The sequence below is a fragment of the Pseudomonas weihenstephanensis genome (assembly GCF_001043055.1).
GTDB classification, from domain to species: Bacteria; Pseudomonadota; Gammaproteobacteria; order Pseudomonadales; family Pseudomonadaceae; genus Aquipseudomonas; species Aquipseudomonas weihenstephanensis.
This window is the reverse complement of record NZ_JYLF01000003.1, coordinates 168421-184727: the sequence shown is the minus strand read 5'-3', so window position 1 is coordinate 184727 and position 16307 is coordinate 168421. Positions and strand designations below refer to the sequence as shown.

At 59.3% G+C, this 16307-nt stretch carries 14 protein-coding genes; 9 read left to right on the top strand and 5 right to left on the bottom strand.

Features of this window, described 5'->3' with window-relative positions:
- Positions 1 to 142 precede the first annotated feature (142 nt).
- The 7 genes from dadA (at position 143) to TU86_RS08380 (ending at position 7300) form a co-directional block, all read left to right on the top strand.
- Entirely contained in the window at positions 143 to 1444 is a 1302-nt protein-coding gene (gene dadA / locus TU86_RS08410) for a D-amino acid dehydrogenase (RefSeq protein WP_048363844.1), read from the top strand.
- Entirely contained in the window at positions 1416 to 1769 is a 354-nt protein-coding gene (locus TU86_RS08405) for a RidA family protein (RefSeq protein WP_048363843.1), read from the top strand. Before dadA ends, TU86_RS08405 begins: the two co-directional genes overlap by 29 nt.
- 98 nt (positions 1770 to 1867) lie before the next feature.
- Entirely contained in the window at positions 1868 to 2941 is a 1074-nt protein-coding gene (gene alr / locus TU86_RS08400) for an alanine racemase (RefSeq protein ID WP_048363842.1), read from the top strand.
- 127 nt (positions 2942 to 3068) lie between these two features.
- Complete coding sequence (locus TU86_RS08395; protein WP_048363841.1) at positions 3069 to 3617, top strand: cupin domain-containing protein; 549 nt, start codon at positions 3069 to 3071, stop codon at positions 3615 to 3617.
- Between the two features lie 181 nt (positions 3618 to 3798).
- Complete coding sequence (locus TU86_RS08390) at positions 3799 to 4212, top strand: c-type cytochrome (protein ID WP_048363840.1); 414 nt, start codon at positions 3799 to 3801, stop codon at positions 4210 to 4212.
- 295 nt (positions 4213 to 4507) lie between these two features.
- Complete coding sequence (locus TU86_RS08385; protein ID WP_239658774.1) at positions 4508 to 5272, top strand: S-type pyocin domain-containing protein; 765 nt, start codon at positions 4508 to 4510, stop codon at positions 5270 to 5272.
- A gap of 105 nt (positions 5273 to 5377) precedes the next feature.
- Positions 5378 to 7300 (top strand): acetyl-CoA hydrolase/transferase C-terminal domain-containing protein, encoded by a 1923-nt coding sequence (locus tag TU86_RS08380; protein WP_048363839.1) that lies wholly within the window; start codon positions 5378 to 5380, stop codon positions 7298 to 7300.
- Positions 7301 to 7362: 62 nt separating this feature from the next.
- Here TU86_RS08380 and TU86_RS08375 read toward each other — a convergent pair whose 3' ends face one another.
- Positions 7363 to 7935 (bottom strand): xanthine phosphoribosyltransferase, encoded by a 573-nt coding sequence (locus TU86_RS08375; RefSeq protein WP_048363838.1) that lies wholly within the window; start codon positions 7933 to 7935, stop codon positions 7363 to 7365.
- Between the two features lie 57 nt (positions 7936 to 7992).
- Positions 7993 to 10002 carry a DNA helicase Rep gene (gene rep / locus TU86_RS08370; protein WP_048363837.1) on the bottom strand — a complete coding sequence of 670 codons (2010 nt, stop codon included), beginning with the start codon at positions 10000 to 10002 and terminating at the stop codon, positions 7993 to 7995.
- Positions 10003 to 10265: 263 nt separating this feature from the next.
- Between rep and TU86_RS08365 the strand changes: the two genes are divergently transcribed.
- The gene (locus TU86_RS08365) at positions 10266 to 11945 is read left to right on the top strand and encodes a putative bifunctional diguanylate cyclase/phosphodiesterase (protein WP_048363836.1); all 1680 of its coding nucleotides are present in this window, start codon (positions 10266 to 10268) and stop codon (positions 11943 to 11945) included.
- 29 nt (positions 11946 to 11974) lie between these two features.
- On the opposite strand, the gene TU86_RS08360 is transcribed toward TU86_RS08365, so the two are convergent.
- Entirely contained in the window at positions 11975 to 13360 is a 1386-nt protein-coding gene (locus TU86_RS08360) for a NorM family multidrug efflux MATE transporter (RefSeq protein WP_048363835.1), read from the bottom strand.
- A gap of 152 nt (positions 13361 to 13512) precedes the next feature.
- Between TU86_RS08360 and TU86_RS08355 the strand changes: the two genes are divergently transcribed.
- Positions 13513 to 14433, top strand: a complete 921-nt coding sequence (locus tag TU86_RS08355; protein ID WP_048363834.1) for a LysR substrate-binding domain-containing protein — start codon at positions 13513 to 13515, stop codon at positions 14431 to 14433.
- Between the two features lie 65 nt (positions 14434 to 14498).
- Here TU86_RS08355 and TU86_RS08350 read toward each other — a convergent pair whose 3' ends face one another.
- Both TU86_RS08350 and TU86_RS08345 read right to left on the bottom strand, forming a co-directional pair.
- Positions 14499 to 15737 (bottom strand): vWA domain-containing protein, encoded by a 1239-nt coding sequence (locus TU86_RS08350; RefSeq protein ID WP_048363833.1) that lies wholly within the window; start codon positions 15735 to 15737, stop codon positions 14499 to 14501.
- A 63-nt stretch (positions 15738 to 15800) separates the two neighbouring features.
- Entirely contained in the window at positions 15801 to 16304 is a 504-nt protein-coding gene (locus TU86_RS08345; protein WP_048363832.1) for a lipoprotein, read from the bottom strand.
- Positions 16305 to 16307: the final 3 nt, after the last annotated feature.

Sequence of the window (16307 nt, the reverse complement as noted above, 5' to 3'; positions counted from 1 at the left end):
TGTCAAAAGCGTTTTGGCCGAGAATTGTCGCCAAATATAGCCGTTTATACAGTGAATTCCACTAGCCAATGGTTCCTATACTGCGCCCATCTTCGCTTTGAACAATAAACGTCTGCGGCTGGCCGCGATGAGGGATATAAATATGCGAGTTATGGTATTGGGTGGCGGCGTTATTGGTACTGCCAGCGCCTATTATCTGGCCCGAGCCGGTTTTGAAGTGGTCGTGGTCGACCGTCAGCCAGCCGTAGCAATGGAAACCAGTTTTGCCAACGCAGGCCAGGTCTCGCCAGGCTATGCCTCGCCGTGGGCCGCACCGGGCGTGCCGCTCAAGGCCATCAAATGGTTGCTGGAGCGCCACGCGCCTTTGGCGATCAAGGCCACCGCCAATATCGACCAATACCTGTGGATGGCGCAGATGCTGCGCAACTGCACCGCGAGCCGTTATGCCGTGAACAAAGAGCGCATGGTGCGCCTGTCTGAATACAGCCGTGACTGCCTCGACGAACTGCGCGCCGAAACCGGCATTGCCTACGAGGCCCGTAACCTGGGTACGACTCAACTGTTCCGCACCCAAGCGCAATTGGATGGCGCAGCCAAAGACATCGCCGTACTCAAAGAGTCTGGCGTGCCCTACGAACTGCTCGACCGCGCTGGCATTGCCCGCGTTGAGCCGGCGCTAGCCAATGTGACCGACATTCTGGCGGGTGCCCTGCGCCTGCCGAACGATCAAACCGGCGATTGCCAGATGTTCACCACTCGCCTGGCCGAAATGGCAAAAAACCTTGGCGTCGAATTCCGCTTCGGTCAGGACATTCAGCGCCTGGACTACGCAGGCGACCGTATCAACGGCGTAATGATCGACGGCAAGCTCGAAACCGCAGACCGCTATGTGCTGGCACTGGGCAGCTACTCTCCACAGTTGCTCAAGCCGCTGGGCATCAAGGCGCCGGTCTACCCGCTCAAAGGGTACTCGCTGACCATTCCGATCACTGACCCGAACATGGCGCCGACGTCGACGATTCTCGATGAGACCTACAAGGTCGCGATCACCCGCTTCGATAACCGCATCCGCGTCGGTGGCATGGCTGAAATCGCCGGTTTTGACCTGTCGCTTAACCCGCGTCGGCGCGAAACCCTGGAGATGATCGTCAACGACCTTTATCCTTTGGGCGGCGATTTGAGCCAGGCCAGCTTCTGGACCGGCCTGCGTCCAACCACCCCCGATGGCACCCCGATTGTGGGCGCGACCCCGTTCAAGAACCTGTTCCTGAACACCGGTCACGGCACACTCGGTTGGACGATGGCGTGTGGTTCCGGCCGCTACCTGGCGGACGTCATGGCGAAGAAAACGCCGCAAATCAGCACCGAAGGCCTCGATATTTCCCGTTACGGCAACCCACAGGAGACTGCAAAACATGGCAATCCAGCGCCAGCTCACCAATGAACGCATGAGCCAAATCGTTGCCCATAACGGGACGGTTTACCTCTCAGGGCAAGTGGGTGACGACATGAATGCGGGCGTAGAGCAGCAAACCCGCGAAACCCTGAAAAATATTGAGCATTTGCTGGATATCGCGGGCACCGACAAAAACCACATTTTGTCAGTCACCATTTACCTCAAAGACATTGATGCCGACTTTGCGGGCATGAACAGTGAATGGGACAAATGGCTGCCAAAAGGCGTGCAGCCCGCTCGTGCCACGGTTGAGGCCAAGCTGTGCGAACCCGAAATTCTGGTCGAGCTGTCGGTGATTGCAGCGCTGCCGTAGGTTTTTTGCTCCTGTAACAGTCCCTCTTCCGGTGCAGCACGCAGTGAACGCTGCGGGTGAGCGCCGGTTTTTTATTCAACAGCCGTTAGAAGCCCGCCATGCGCCCAGCCCGTGCCCTGATCGACCTTCAAGCCCTGCGTCACAACTACCAACTGGCCCGCGAAGTGACGGGCGCCAAAGCCCTTGCCGTGATCAAGGCCGACGCTTATGGCCACGGTGCCGTGCGTTGCGCCCAAGCGCTTGAAGCGCAGGCCGACGGGTTCGCCGTCGCGTGCATTGAAGAAGCGCTGGAGCTGCGTGCGGCTGGTATTGGCGCCCCGATCCTGCTACTTGAGGGGTTTTTCACTGCCGATGAACTGCCGCTGATCGTTGAACACGATTTGTGGTGTGTGGTGCATTCGTTGTGGCAACTGGACGACATCGAGCAGGCCCGCCTCGCCAAACCGATCAACGTGTGGCTCAAACTCGACTCCGGCATGCACCGCGTGGGTCTGCATCCCTCGGACTACAAGGCCGCTTATCAGCGCCTGCAAGCCTGTGCCAACGTCGCAAAAATCGTCCTGATGAGCCACTTTTCGCGGGCCGATGAGCTGGGCTGCGGCCGCAGTGATGAACAGCTGGCGGTGTTTCAGGCCGCCCGCGCCGAGTTGTCGGCTGAAGTCAGCTTGCGTAACTCCCCCGCCGTGCTCGGCTGGCCCCAGGTCCCGAGCGATTGGGTACGCCCTGGATTGATGCTTTACGGCAGCACGCCGTTTGAAGAGTCGCAGGTGCTTGCCGAGCGCTTGCAGGCGGTCATGACGCTGGAATCCAAAGTGATTTGCGTGCGCGAACTACCCGTAGGCGAACCCGTGGGCTACGGCGCCAAATTCGTCACCGACCGTCCCATGCGTATCGGCGTTGTGGCCATGGGTTATGCCGACGGTTATCCGCGTCAGGCACCTACGGGCACCCCCGTGTGGGTGGCCGGTCAACGTAGCCGGTTGCTGGGCCGCGTGTCGATGGACATGTTGTGCATCGACCTCACCGATGTACCACACGCAGGGCTGGGTTCGAACGTTGAACTGTGGGGTAAAAACATCCTCGCCAGTGAAGTGGCGGCCCACGCTGAAACCATTCCTTACCAGATCTTTTGTAACTTAAAACGCGTGCCACGCCTCTATTCCGGGAGCTGATGGGCTACGTGCAAGGTGCGGGGCCAAACGGGCGCACAGGATTGAAGTCGAAGTGTTGTAAATACTGAACGCTATCGCCATGATGGCGCCAATTCGACCTGAATCTGAACCCTAGGAGGCTCCCGCATTGGACGTCGGTGAACGACTGCAATCCATCCGCAAACTGAAAGGGCTATCTCAGCGTGAACTCGCCAAACGGGCGGGCGTCACCAATAGCACCATTTCAATGATCGAAAAGAACAGCGTCAGCCCCTCGATCAGTTCGCTGAGAAAAGTGCTGAGTGGCATCCCCATGTCTATGGTCGAGTTCTTTTCCGAAGAAATACTTCAAGAAAAACCCACGCAGATTGTCTACAAAGCCAATGAGCTGATCGACATTTCGGACGGTGCCGTGACCATGAAGCTGGTCGGCCGCGCCCACCCCAGTCGCGCCATTGCCTTCCTGAACGAAATTTACCCGCCGGGCGCCGACACTGGCGACGAGATGCTGACCCACGAAGGTGAAGAAACCGGCATTTTGGTGGAAGGTCGCCTTGAGTTGACCGTAGGTCTTGAGACCTTCGTGCTTGAAGCCGGTGACAGCTACTATTTCGAAAGCGCCAAGCCGCACCGTTTCCGTAATCCGTTCGACGTCGCGGCGCGACTAATCAGCGCAGCCACCCCGGCGAACTTCTAAGAACCGAGGCGCCCTGCACGCCTTGCAGAGGCCGCCCGCGTTGCATTTCGCCACTTATAAGACCCCTTCTACTTTAGGGTTGTTTCAGAGTGGCGGGCTAACCGTTATACTTTCGCCGCCCGCGAAACCGTGGTTGTGGGCGTGACTAGCCACCATTGAGGGTGAACGCGTGAACCTAATTATGAAAATGCTGGCCGTACCAGCAACAGTAGTGGCCCTATGGGCAGTCAACGCTCAGGCAACAACGAACGATGACATTGCAAAACGCCTTGAACCGGTCGGTAAGGTCTGCATTCAAGGGCAAGAATGTAAAGGGATGGAAGTGACGGCCTCTGTGGGCGGCGGCGGTGGTATGTCGGCTGATGACATCATCGCCAAGCATTGCAGCGCTTGCCACAGTACCGGGCTGCTGGGCGCACCGAAAATCGGTGACACCGCTGCCTGGAAAGAACGTGCTGATCACCAGGGCGGCCTCGACGGCATCCTGGCCAAGGCCATCACCGGTATCAACGCCATGCCGCCAAAAGGCACGTGCATGACGTGCTCCGATGAAGACCTGAAAGGCGCCATCGAGAAGATGTCTGGTTTGAAATAAACCGATCTCCTGCAAAAAAGCCGCTGATGGGCGGCTTTTTTGTGCCTGTTTTCCAGGTCGCCACTGTGCGCCTTTATTCCCGCCCCCCTCCGAACAATTGAAATGCCCGGTTACAAACCCACTTAAGCATCTCAGAATCCTCCTACATGCCCCGTACCGGCGCTTGGCTAGCATCACGACAACCTCCAGCCAGTGAATCACGCTTGTGTACGAAACCTGCGTCGCTACCCTTCACCCGCGTTGCCCATGTGCCGCGTGCCGCCAACAACACAAGGCCGCACAAACGCATACAGCCGTGGCCAAAGCACCCGTCAGGCTGACCCGGGGCTGCGTGTTCGCCAAGTCATGTGCATTGCCTGACGGGCTGATGGACTTCAACAACTACAACGACTTTGTACCCGTCGAAGCGCTGACCCAGTACGGCGCCTATGCCGTACTGGGCACCACCGTCAAGGCCAGCCATACAGACACACCCTTGCAATGGATTGGCGGCTCAACCAGCGCCAGGATCTTTGGCGCACGCCTGCAGGGAACGCTATCGGCCACGGCACTGCCACAAACCAACGTCATCGTTACCGTGTTGATGCCCAGCACCAATTCAGGCGACAGCGCCTTTTATCGCGCCGAGCAATACGCCCACCTCACCGATGGCAACACCCGCGTGCGCTTGAACGTCAAACGCCTGTCAGACGGTTCGGTGAGCGCCTACGGTTTTTATACGGGCACCCAATCCCAATGGCAGCGCGTACCGGTGATTGCCGCGCAAGCACGCGGCGATCAACGGGTAGCAGACATGGGCTGCGGCATCGAAGTCATCTGGACGCCGGCCGCAGACCCCGCGTCAGTCATGAGTATCCCGGCGCTCGAAGGCGTCACGCTGAACCCGACGGCCTGGGTATTCCCGCCAACCGAACAGGCCAACAAGATTCTGGTCAACCCAGTGCATCCACCGGACTATCAGGATGCGATTGTCTGGTTCCCTGAGCACCCGCACAGGGCACCCTTCTATTTATCAATCAACACCCGCATGCCCAAACGTGAAGACGACCCCAGCGCCTGATAAACGCGCTGTTCCTGTTCTGATCAGTGAAGGCAGGGTTACAGTGCAACCAACACCCGTCACGCTCAGTCACATCTCTACACATGGATGGTTTAGGAGGATCAGATGGTGCAGTCCTGTTCAATCGAATGCGCAGTGGATGACGTGCTGGCGCGGCTGCCCCCGCATATCCACCTGGGTTTGCCGCTGGGCCTGGGCAAGGCCAACCGTTTCGTCAACGCGCTGTATCAGCGCATCAGGCAACTGCCCGAGCGGCATTTGACGATCTACACCGCACTCAGCCTGGGTCGGCCGGCGTTGGGTGAAGGGTTGCAGCGCCAATTTCTGGAGCCCTTCATTGAACGGGTTTTCGGCGATTACATCGAACTGGATTTCCTTGGCGACTTGCACCGCAACACCTTGCCCCACAACATCCATGTCGAACAGTTCTTCATGCAACCGGGCAGCCTGCTCAACAGCCCGCCCGCCCAGCAAGATTACGTCAGCAGCAACTACAGCCATGCCGCCCGCGACATCAACGCCAGCGGCCTGAACCTGGTGGCGCAACTCATCGCCCGCGACCCGCAGGATGCCAGGCGCCTGAGCCTGAGCTGCAACCCCGACATCACCCTCGATTTACTGCCGATGATCGCCAAACGCCGCGCCGCAGGTGAAACCATTTTGCTGCTCGGCCATGTGCACGCAGACTTGCCCTTCATGCCCGGCGACTCAGAGTTACAGGCCGAGGATTTTGACCTGCTGATCGACGAAGATGAACGCACCACACTGTTTTCGACGCCCAACATGCCGGTGAGCACGCAAGACCACTTCATCGGGTTGCACGCCAGTACCCTGGTACGCGACGGCGGCACCTTACAGATCGGCATTGGCGCAATGGGCGATGCTCTGGTGGCGGCTTTGTTGGCGCGTCAGGCCGATAACGCGGGTTATCGCGCGTTGCTCGATGAGGTGGACGTCACGCCCTGGGGCACGCTCATCGAGCGCGAAGGCGGGCTCAATCCTTTCGCTCAGGGCCTGTACGGATGCAGTGAAATGTTCGTGCACGGGCTGATGGTGCTCGCGGACGCAGGCATTGTGCGGCGTAAGGTGTATGCCGATGAGGAGCGTCAGGCGCAGGCCAATGCCGGCACGCTGGACGAAAGCCTGCACACCGATGGCGTCTGCGTGCATGGCGGTTTCATCCTCGGCCCCGCCAGTTTTTACCAGCGCTTAAGAGAACTGCCCCACAGCAGACGCTGTGAATTCAACATGACGGCTATCAGTTTTATCAACGAGCTGTACGGCCAGGAAGCACTCAAGCGCCTGCAACGGCGTGATGCACGGTTTGTGAACAGCGCATTCACCATGACCCTGCTCGGCGCCGGTGTAGCCGACCAGTTACAGGACGGCCGCGTGCTCAGCGGCGTGGGCGGGCAATACAACTTCGTCGCCCAGGGCCACGCGCTGCATGACGCACGCTCGGTCATTATTCTGCGCAGTTGGCGCGAGTCGGGCGGGGAGGTGAGTTCCAACATCGTCTGGGAGTACGGCCACTGCACCATCCCGCGGCACTTGCGCGACATCGTGATCACCGAATACGGGATTGCCGATCTACGTGGCAAGACCGACCGCAAGGTCATCGAAGCCTTGCTCAACATCACCGACTCGCGTTTCCAGACCGAACTGATCGAGCAGGCACAGCAGATCGGCAAATTGCCCAAGGACTTCTGCCTTGATCCGCGCTTTGCCGACAACAGCCCAGAACGCTTGCAGGCGATAGCGGCGCGCCACCCGCACTTATTTCCCGAATACCCGCTGGGGAGTGATTTCAGCGCACAGGAACAAGACCTGCTGCGAGCCTTGAACTGGCTCAAGAGCAAATTCAAACTCACGCAAATCTACGAACTGGGCAAAGCCACCCTCGACGCACCGTCGCCGCAAGCCTTCGCGCAACACCTGGAACGCATGCAACTGGCACACCCCAGTGGCCTGCGCGAAGAGCTGTATCAGCGCTTGCTGCTGGCGGGGTTACAGGCCACGGCCAAATAGCAGACACCGCTCTTCGTAGCAGCTGGCGAAGGCGGCTGCTACGAAAGCAGGGGCAAGCGGACTTAATCGATAAAGGTCACGTGGCCGTCTGCCAGGGATTTAACCCGGGCCAGCGACTCAACGCGATAACCCTGCGCGTCCAGTTCGGCACGGCCGCCCTGAAACGACTTCTCGATCACGATGCCCAGACCTGCAACAGTCGCGCCCGCTTGTTTGATGATCGAAATCAGCGCCTGCGAGGCTTTGCCGTTCGCCAGGAAGTCGTCGATCACCAGCACGCGGTCGGTGCTTTTGAGGTGACGCGGCGAGATCGCAACGGTGCTTTCGGTCTGCTTGGTGAAGGAGTACACCGTGGCCGTCAGCAGGTTTTCAGTCAGGGTCAACGACTGGTGCTTACGGGCAAAAATGACCGGTACGCCCAGGTTCAAGCCCGTCATCACAGCCGGGGCAATGCCCGACGCTTCGATGGTGACGATCTTGGTGATGCCCGCATCCTTGAACAAACGCGCGAACTCGTCGCCGATCTCTTTCATCAGTTGCGGATCGATCTGATGGTTCAAAAAGGCGTCGACCTTCAAAACCTGATCGGAAAGCACGATGCCTTCTTCGCGAATTTTCTTGTGCAGTGCTTCCAACGTAACGTCCTCAAATAGCGCTTATGCGCTGAAGGTAGAATGAAAAAATAGTCGATTTTAGCGTTTAAGCATGGCGCGTATATCGGCCAATGCTGTATTTCCGCGAACCGCTTTAACTTCGGTAGGGGTGTCGTCGTTGCCTTCCCAGGCCAGATCGTCCGGCGGCAACTCATCCAGGAAGCGACTCGGCGCACAGTCGATGATTTCGCCGTACTGCTTACGCTTCGCTGCAAAGGTAAACGCCAGTGTCTGACGGGCGCGGGTAATACCCACGTAGGCAAGACGCCGTTCTTCTTCGATGGTGTCGGCTTCAATGCTGGAACGGTGCGGCAGGATTTCTTCTTCCATGCCCATGATGAACACGTAAGGGAATTCCAGCCCTTTGGACGCGTGCAACGTCATCATCTGCACGCCTTCGGCGCCGTCTTCCTCTTCCTGCTGGCGTTCGAGCATGTCGCGCAACACCAGCTTGCCGATGGCTTCCTCGACGGTCATGGCGCCGTCTTCGTCTTTTTCGAGGGTGTTTTTCAACGCCTCGACCAAGAACCAGACGTTGGACATGCGGTAGTCCGCCGCCTTCTCACTGGAACTGTTGGTGCGCAGCCAGTTTTCGTAGTCGATGTCCATGATCATGCTGCGCAACGCCGAGATCGGGTCTTCGCCCGAGCATTGCTGGCGCACACGGTCCATAAACCGTTTGAACCGCGCCAGGCGGTCGGTGTAGCGCGCATCGAGGTGCTCGCCCAGGCCGATTTCGTCGGTGGCTGCGTACATCGAAATTTTGCGTTCGGTCGCGTAGTTACCGAGCTTTTCCAGTGTCGTAGAACCGATCTCCCGGCGTGGGACGTTGATCACGCGCAAAAACGCGTTGTCGTCATCCGGGTTCACAATCAAACGGAAGTAGGCCATCAGGTCTTTCACTTCCTGACGTCCGAAGAAGCTGTTGCCGCCTGACAGACGATAAGGAATCTGATGGTGCTGCAACTTCAGCTCAATCAGTTTGGCCTGATAGTTACCGCGGTACAGGATCGCAAAGTCGCTGTACGGCCGGTCAGTGCGCAGGTGCAAGGTGAGGATCTCGACCGCCACCCGCTCGGCCTCGGCGTCTTCGTTGCGGCAACGAATGACCCGCACCTCATCACCGTGGCCCATTTCGCTCCACAGCTGTTTTTCAAAGGCATGCGGGTTGTTAGAAATCAGCACGTTGGCGCAACGCAAAATACGGCTGGTGGAGCGGTAGTTTTGCTCCAGCATCACCACTTTCAAGGACGGGTAATCGTCCTTGAGCAGCATCAGGTTTTCCGGGCGGGCGCCGCGCCAGGCGTAGATCGACTGATCGTCATCGCCCACCACGGTGAACTGATTGCGTGTGCCGATCAGGTACTTGACCAGCAAATACTGGCTGGCGTTGGTGTCCTGATACTCATCCACCAACAGGTAGCGCACCTTGTTCTGCCACTTTTCGAGGATGTCGGCGTGTTCTTCGAACAGCTTCACCGGCAGCAGGATCAAGTCGTCAAAGTCCACGGCGTTGTAGGCTTTGAGAGTGCGCTGGTAGTGGGTATAAACGATCGCGGCCGTTTGCTCTTTGGGGTTGCGGGCGTTTTCCAGCGCCTGAGGCGGCAGGATCAGGTCGTTTTTCCACGAGCCGATCATGTTCTTGATTTCGTCGACCCCGTCGTCGCCCGAGTATTCCTTTTGCATGATGTCAGTCATCAGCGCTTTGACGTCCGCTTCGTCAAAGATCGAAAACCCCGGTTTGTAGCCCAGCCGCGCGTGTTCCTTGCGGATGATATTGAGTCCCAGGTTGTGAAAGGTACTCACAGTCAGGCCCCGGCCTTCGCCCTTTTTGAGCAACGTGCCCACCCGCTCCTTCATCTCGCGCGCGGCCTTGTTGGTAAAGGTCATGGCGACAATGTACTGAGCGCGCACGCCACAGTTCTGGATCAGGTGCGCGATTTTGCGGGTAATCACGCTGGTTTTGCCGGAGCCTGCGCCGGCGAGCACCAAAAGAGGGCCGCCGACGTAGCTCACGGCTTCTTGCTGCCGGGGATTGAGTCGGGACATGACGGGTCAGGGGGTCGTATCTGAAAAGGGCGGGCATTTTAACAGGCTGAGCAAATATTGCTGCCACTCTGCGACAGTGTGACGTAACACTCTGTCTAAATTTTCTGCTTTTGTTACCTTCGCGCAGGATGCCGGCCAAATTGGCGGCTACCGTTCTGTTATGACTGCAAATATGTATTTGATAACCAGTGTCATTTGCCATTGGTCGGCGGCGCGTCATAATGCCCACCGCCTGAAATTATTGCAGAGTCTAGGGAGCCAGCTTGTCTACGCCTGTCGAACCCTTGCGTTTGCTGCTACTGGCCCAAGAGCCTTCTTGGGCAGCGTTATTGCGCGAGTGTCTGGCGCCAATGAAAGGCGCAGCCGTGCTGGTGTGCGCGCCCAATTGGGAAGCTGTCAGCTATCTGTTCGAAAACGACCGCCACGCGTTGTTGCTGACCACCCCCACGCTACAGCCCGCACCGGGTCGCTGCCGGTTGTCGACGATTTTGTTGCTGGACACCGAACCCGAGGCAACGCCCCAAGGGGTCAGCGACTGGTTAGTGGCCCCCCAACTGAACGCTGATTCGCTGCGCCGCAGCTTGCGCCATGTGCGCGAGCGTGGCGTGCTCGAACACACCTTGCAGCGCCTGGCCGAAGAAGACCCGCTGACCGGTATCGCCAATCGCCAGGGTTTTCAGACCTTGCTGGCGGTGCGGCTGGCCGAAAGCGAAGGGCGCGGCATCGCCCTCGGGCACCTTGATCTGGACAACTTTCGTCATGCCAACGACGCCCTTGGGCATCAAGCGGGCGACCGCCTGATCCTGCAAGTGGTGGCGCGACTCAAAAGCCAGCTAGAGGCGGGCGATCAATTGGCACGACTGGGCAGCGACGAGTTTGCGCTGTTGATCGACACTCGCCGCGCCCCCGAACGCGCTGAACTGATCGCTGAGCGCATCACCGAAGCGCTGGCCGAACCGTATTGGGTCGACGGCGAAAGCCTGCTGATTGGTTGCAGTCTGGGCATCGCCCACGCTCGGGCCAATGCCGGGGCTGACCCGCTGATGTGGCACGCACACATCGCCATGCAGCAAGCCAAAAGCACCCAGGGCTGCACGTATCACCTGTTCAATGAGCGCATCAATCGCAACGCACGCAGCCTGGCCGATCTCGAAAGCGAGCTGCGCCGGGCGTTGCGCCGTGACGAACTGGAACTGCACTACCAGCCGCGCCTGGACTTGGCCAGCGGGCAAATTGTCGGCCTCGAAGCGCTGGTGCGCTGGCGTCACAGCGAGCGCGGCTTGTTGGCCCCCAGCGAATTTGTGCCGCTGGCCGAGCAAAGCGGGCTGATCGTACCCTTGGGTTACTGGGTGATTTCGCGCGCATTGCGTGACATGCAGGCCCTGCGCGAACGCGGGCTGGCGCCGTTGCACATGGCGGTCAACCTGTCGTTTCGCCAGTTTCAGGACAGCCAGTTGCTCTCCACCCTCAGCCGCTTGATCACCGAGCGCGGGGTTGAAGCGCAATGGCTGGAATTTGAGCTGACCGAGACCGCCGTGATGCGGCGCAGCGACCTGGTCAAGCAAACGATGGATGCACTGGGACGCTTGGGCGTGCGCTTCTCGCTGGACGACTTCGGCACCGGATTTTCGTCCTTTGTGCACCTCAACAGCCTGCCGATCACCCTGCTCAAGATTGATAAAAGCTTCGTTGGCGGTATTGAAAGCCGCGAAGAAAACCGCCAGTTGGTGCCTGCCATGATCAACCTGGCGCACAACCTCAAGCTGGAAGTGGTCGCTGAGGGCGTCGAAACGCCTGAGCAATTGGCACTGCTGCGCAGTTTTGGCTGCGATCAGGTGCAAGGCTATTTGATCAGCAAGCCGTTACCACTGGCCGAATTGGTCACGTTCCTGACCCAAGACAGCGGCCGATACGCTGTTGCCGGCCACGCATCGCACCCGTAAAACCGCATAGCCGCATTACTCGGCAGTGACTACACGGTGATGGCAGCATTGCTCGCACGCTTGAGCATGCGCCGCATCTTCCATTCAAATGCCAGCGTCAGACTGATGGCGGCGCACGCCAGGCCCACCGCCAACCCCCACCACACGCCCGCAGGCCCCCAATTGAAGGTGAACGCCAACACCCAGGCCAGCGGTGCGCCAATCGCCCAATAGCAAAACAGGCCGACCAAAAAAGTGGTCTTGGCGTCTTTAAGACCGCGAATGGCGCCCATAGCAATGGTTTGCGCACCGTCGAACAGTTCGAACCACGCGGCCACCGCCAACAGGCTCATGGCTAGTTCAAACACCGGGCGGAACGCCAGATTGTCGTAATCGAGCAACAAACCGACCAACTCTTTAGGCCACACCAGAAACACAAACGAAAAGCACAACATGGTCGCCGCGCCAAAACCGATGCCCACCCGGCCTGCGAGTCGCGCCCGTAGCAAGTCGCCACCCCCATAATGCTGGCCAATGCGCATGGTGATGGCATACGACATGCCCGCCGGGACCATGAACGCCGCTGACACGATCTGCAACGCGATTTGATGCGCTGCCAGTTGCGTGCTGCCCATCGTGCCCATGCACAACGCTGCGAAGGCAAACAGGCCGACTTCGACGGCGTAGGTGCCGCCAATCGGTAAACCCAGGCGCCACAGCTCGCGCAGGTAGGTCAGGTTAATACGCGACAACCCCTTGCGAAGGGGATACGCGTCGTAGGCCGGATGCCGGTGAATATGCCAGGCAAGGCCCAGCGCCATGCAAGTCGCCACAATGGCCGTGACCAGCCCGATGCCCATCAAACCCAACTTGGGCAAGCCGAACATCCCGGTGATCAGCGCGTAGTTGAGTAAAAAGTTCGCCACCGTGCCGATTACGCTGATGACCATGACCGGCATCGGCCGACCCATCGCGCTGGTGAAGCCGCGCAAGGCCATGAATGTCATGTAGCCGGGCAGGGCGAAGGGCAGCAGCAACAGAAACTGCCCGGCCATCTCGACGTTGCTCGGGGTTTGCCCGAATAACAGCAACACCGGCTTGATGTTCCACAGGATCAGCGCCGCGCCCAGCGCCAGCCCCCACGCCAGCCACACACCGGCCTGGGTCAGACGGGTAGCGCCCTCGATATCTCCCGCGCCCTGGCGGATCGACACCAGCGTGCCCACCGCCGCAATCACCCCCAGGCAGAAGATCGACACAAACGAGTAGCTGGCCGCCCCCAGACTGCCGCCTGCCAAAGCCTCGGGGCTCAGGCGCGCCATCATCAGCGTGTCGGTGAGCACCATCAACATGTGCGCCAACTGCGAGGCGATCAGCGGCCCGGCCAACCGCATGATGGCCTTGAGTTCAATAGCGGCAGAATGCTGTTTGGTCATCGGTTCGATTTCTTAAGATACGTTCAAAGGCTGGATTCTCGGCGCCTTGCGTGTTTTAAGCAAAGGGATAAAAACGATCCATAACATGATAAAAACTCATACCTGATGCCGTCATATAAGTCCTGATCCGGTGTATTCAAGGAATATTCCTCATGTCGCGTAGCCTTCCTCCTCTGTATGCCTTGCGCGCCTTCGAAGCGGCAGCCCGCCACAGTTCGTTTACCCGTGCGGCAGACGAATTGTCGATCACACAAAGTGCGGTAAGCCGCCATATCAAAACCCTCGAAGCGCACTTTGCCTGTCGGTTGTTTCAGCGCAATGGCCGCCACTTGCAACTGACCGAAGCCGCCCGTTTGCTGGTGCCGGGGGTGCGTGAAGGGTTTATCGCGCTGGAACGCGCCTGCACCACGTTGCGCGCCGAAGATGACATCTTGCGCATGAAGGCGCCTTCGACCCTGACCATGCGCTGGTTACTGGCGCGGCTGAGCCGCTTTCGGCACTTGCAGGCGGGCAATGAAGTGCAACTGACCAGCGCGTGGATGGACATCGACCACGTCGACTTCAATCAGGAACCGTTCGACTGCGCCGTGCTGCTGAGCAACGGGCATTTCCCGCCTGACTGGGAAGCAACGTTGCTGTTTCCTGAAATGTTGATTCCGGTGGGCGCGCCCCATTTGCTCACAGATCAGCCCTGGAATATTCAACGTCTGGCCACCACCGAGTTGCTGCACCCGACCCCCGACCGGCGTGACTGGCGCCGCTGGCTCGACTGCCAGGGCTTGACCGGGCAGGTATCGCTCAAAGGCGGACAGGTGTTCGACACCCTGGAACTGGGCATGATCGCGGCCGCACGCGGGTACGGCATTTCGATGGGCGACTTGCTGATGGTGGCCGAAGACGTGGCGCAGGGCCGTCTGAGTTTGCCGTTCCGCACGGCGGTGGCCAGTGGCGAAAATTACTACTTGGTGTGGCCAAAAACCCGCCCCGGCGGTGAGCGCTTGCGCCGCCTGAGTGACTTTTTGCAACAGGAAGTCCAGGCCATGCACCTGCCTGAGGTACAGCGCTTAACGTAACCGCCGCTGGCGCTGGCTGCGAACGTTTAAATCAAACGCTCGCAGTGGGCGGCAGCGCCTGCGCGTTAATCACATTCTGAAACGGCCTCGGTCGCGTTTTTCAGGGCGTTGGCCAAGTCGCTGGCGTTGCGGCTGGAGTAGATGCTGCCACCGGTGTTTTCTGCAATGCAGTTGGACAACGAGCTGTCGCCGATATTGACCACGTTGACCCGCAGACGAGGTTGTTCGATGGCAATGTTTTGCGCCACTTTGCAGACGTTTTCGTTGCAGCCATCGTCGCCGTCGACAAACATCACGATCACCGCATCGCGGTCTCGGCCATTGACCTGCCTGGCGGCTTTTTTCAGGCTCGACGCCAACGGCGTGCCTTCATTGGCGGTCAATCCTTGAATGCCCGCGATCAGTTGCGGGCGCTGCGCGGCGTTAAATACGCCGTGATCCGGTTGACGGAAACACCCGGCAAACGTCATCAACCGCGTGTCGATGTCCGGGTGCAAGTTGTTGATCATCCCGGTCAGCGACGCCTTGGCCACATCCAGACGGGTTTGCGCCGCGAAAATTTTGACCGTGCGCGGGTCATCGTCTTCGGGTTGCGGACGGCTCTTGAAGTACCAGTCCTCATCGTCCTTGGTGGCGTCGATGTTGAGGTTCATCGACCCCGAAGTGTCGAGGATGACCACAAACTCTGGCGGCAACTCGCTGCCCACCGGCGTTTTGGCGCGGCAAACGTGGTTGTTCTGGCTCGGCAACAGGTTCATCGCCGGCAGACGCCAATGCCATAACGCCCACAGCAACAGGCCCAGCAACAACAACCCGAGCAGCAACCACAGCCAGCCGCGCCACACGCGGCGCACCACCACCGGGCGCGGCACAGGCGGCGGGGTGGGCGCGGGCGGCGGCGCGACCACCGGCTCCGGCGCCAGGCCCCAGCGCACCACCACCGGATCGCCATTGATGCTGTAAAGATTGTTGAGGTCTGGCGGGCCAATCAGCGTGCGCAAACTGGCCGCCTGCTCCGACTGGCCACGGGTGACCAACTCATCGGCCAACAGCCCCAGGGTTTCCTGGCGCTGGTGGTAACGCTCCAGCAACGCGACCTGCCGGTCTTCGTCCAGCTCATGAAAGCGCGTGGGCTGGCCGCCCAACTCGGTCCACCACTCCACCACATCGCCGCTGCCCAGCCGCGGGATCGCGTAGACACTCGCCACCGAAGGTGGAAAGTGCTTGAGGATCAAGGCGATCTTGGCTTTGAGCGCGTCCAGCCCTGCTGAGGTGGCGTGCTCGTCCCGGGTAATGCGCTGCATGCAGTGAGTTCCTGAAAATGACGTCGGCGGCGCAAGGCCGCCGACTGAATGCACCCGAAGGGGTTATTCGTAACCGAGGCTAAATTGCAGCTGGTTAACCTTCTTTTGCAGCGCTTTGAGTTCTGCCTGCTTGGCCGCCAATTGCTTGGGGTTAGTGCTGCTGGCAGGTTTGGCTTGCGCGGCCTTGAGCTGCTGTTCAAGGCTGGCGATCTGCTGCTGAACCTGCGCCTTGTTACCTTTGCGGGCCTTGAGCGAGCCGAGCAATTGGCTCAGCGACTGGTTCAACGCCGCCTGAGATTTTTGCTGCGCTTGCAGGTCAGTGCGCGAGGCCGCTTGTTGCGCGGCAATGTCTTGATAGACCTGATGGAACATCGCGTTTTCTTGCTGCGACTTGGCCAGCTCCGTTTCGTTTTGGCGAATCTGCTCGCTGTAACCGCCGCCCGCGTCGCAGTTCACTTTGGTGAACAGGCTCGCGTCTCGGTTGTTGGCGTCACATTCACCCGGTTGGGTGGCGCAGCCAGACAGCGCCAATAAAGCAGCAAAACCCAGAATCAATCGTGTATTCATGGT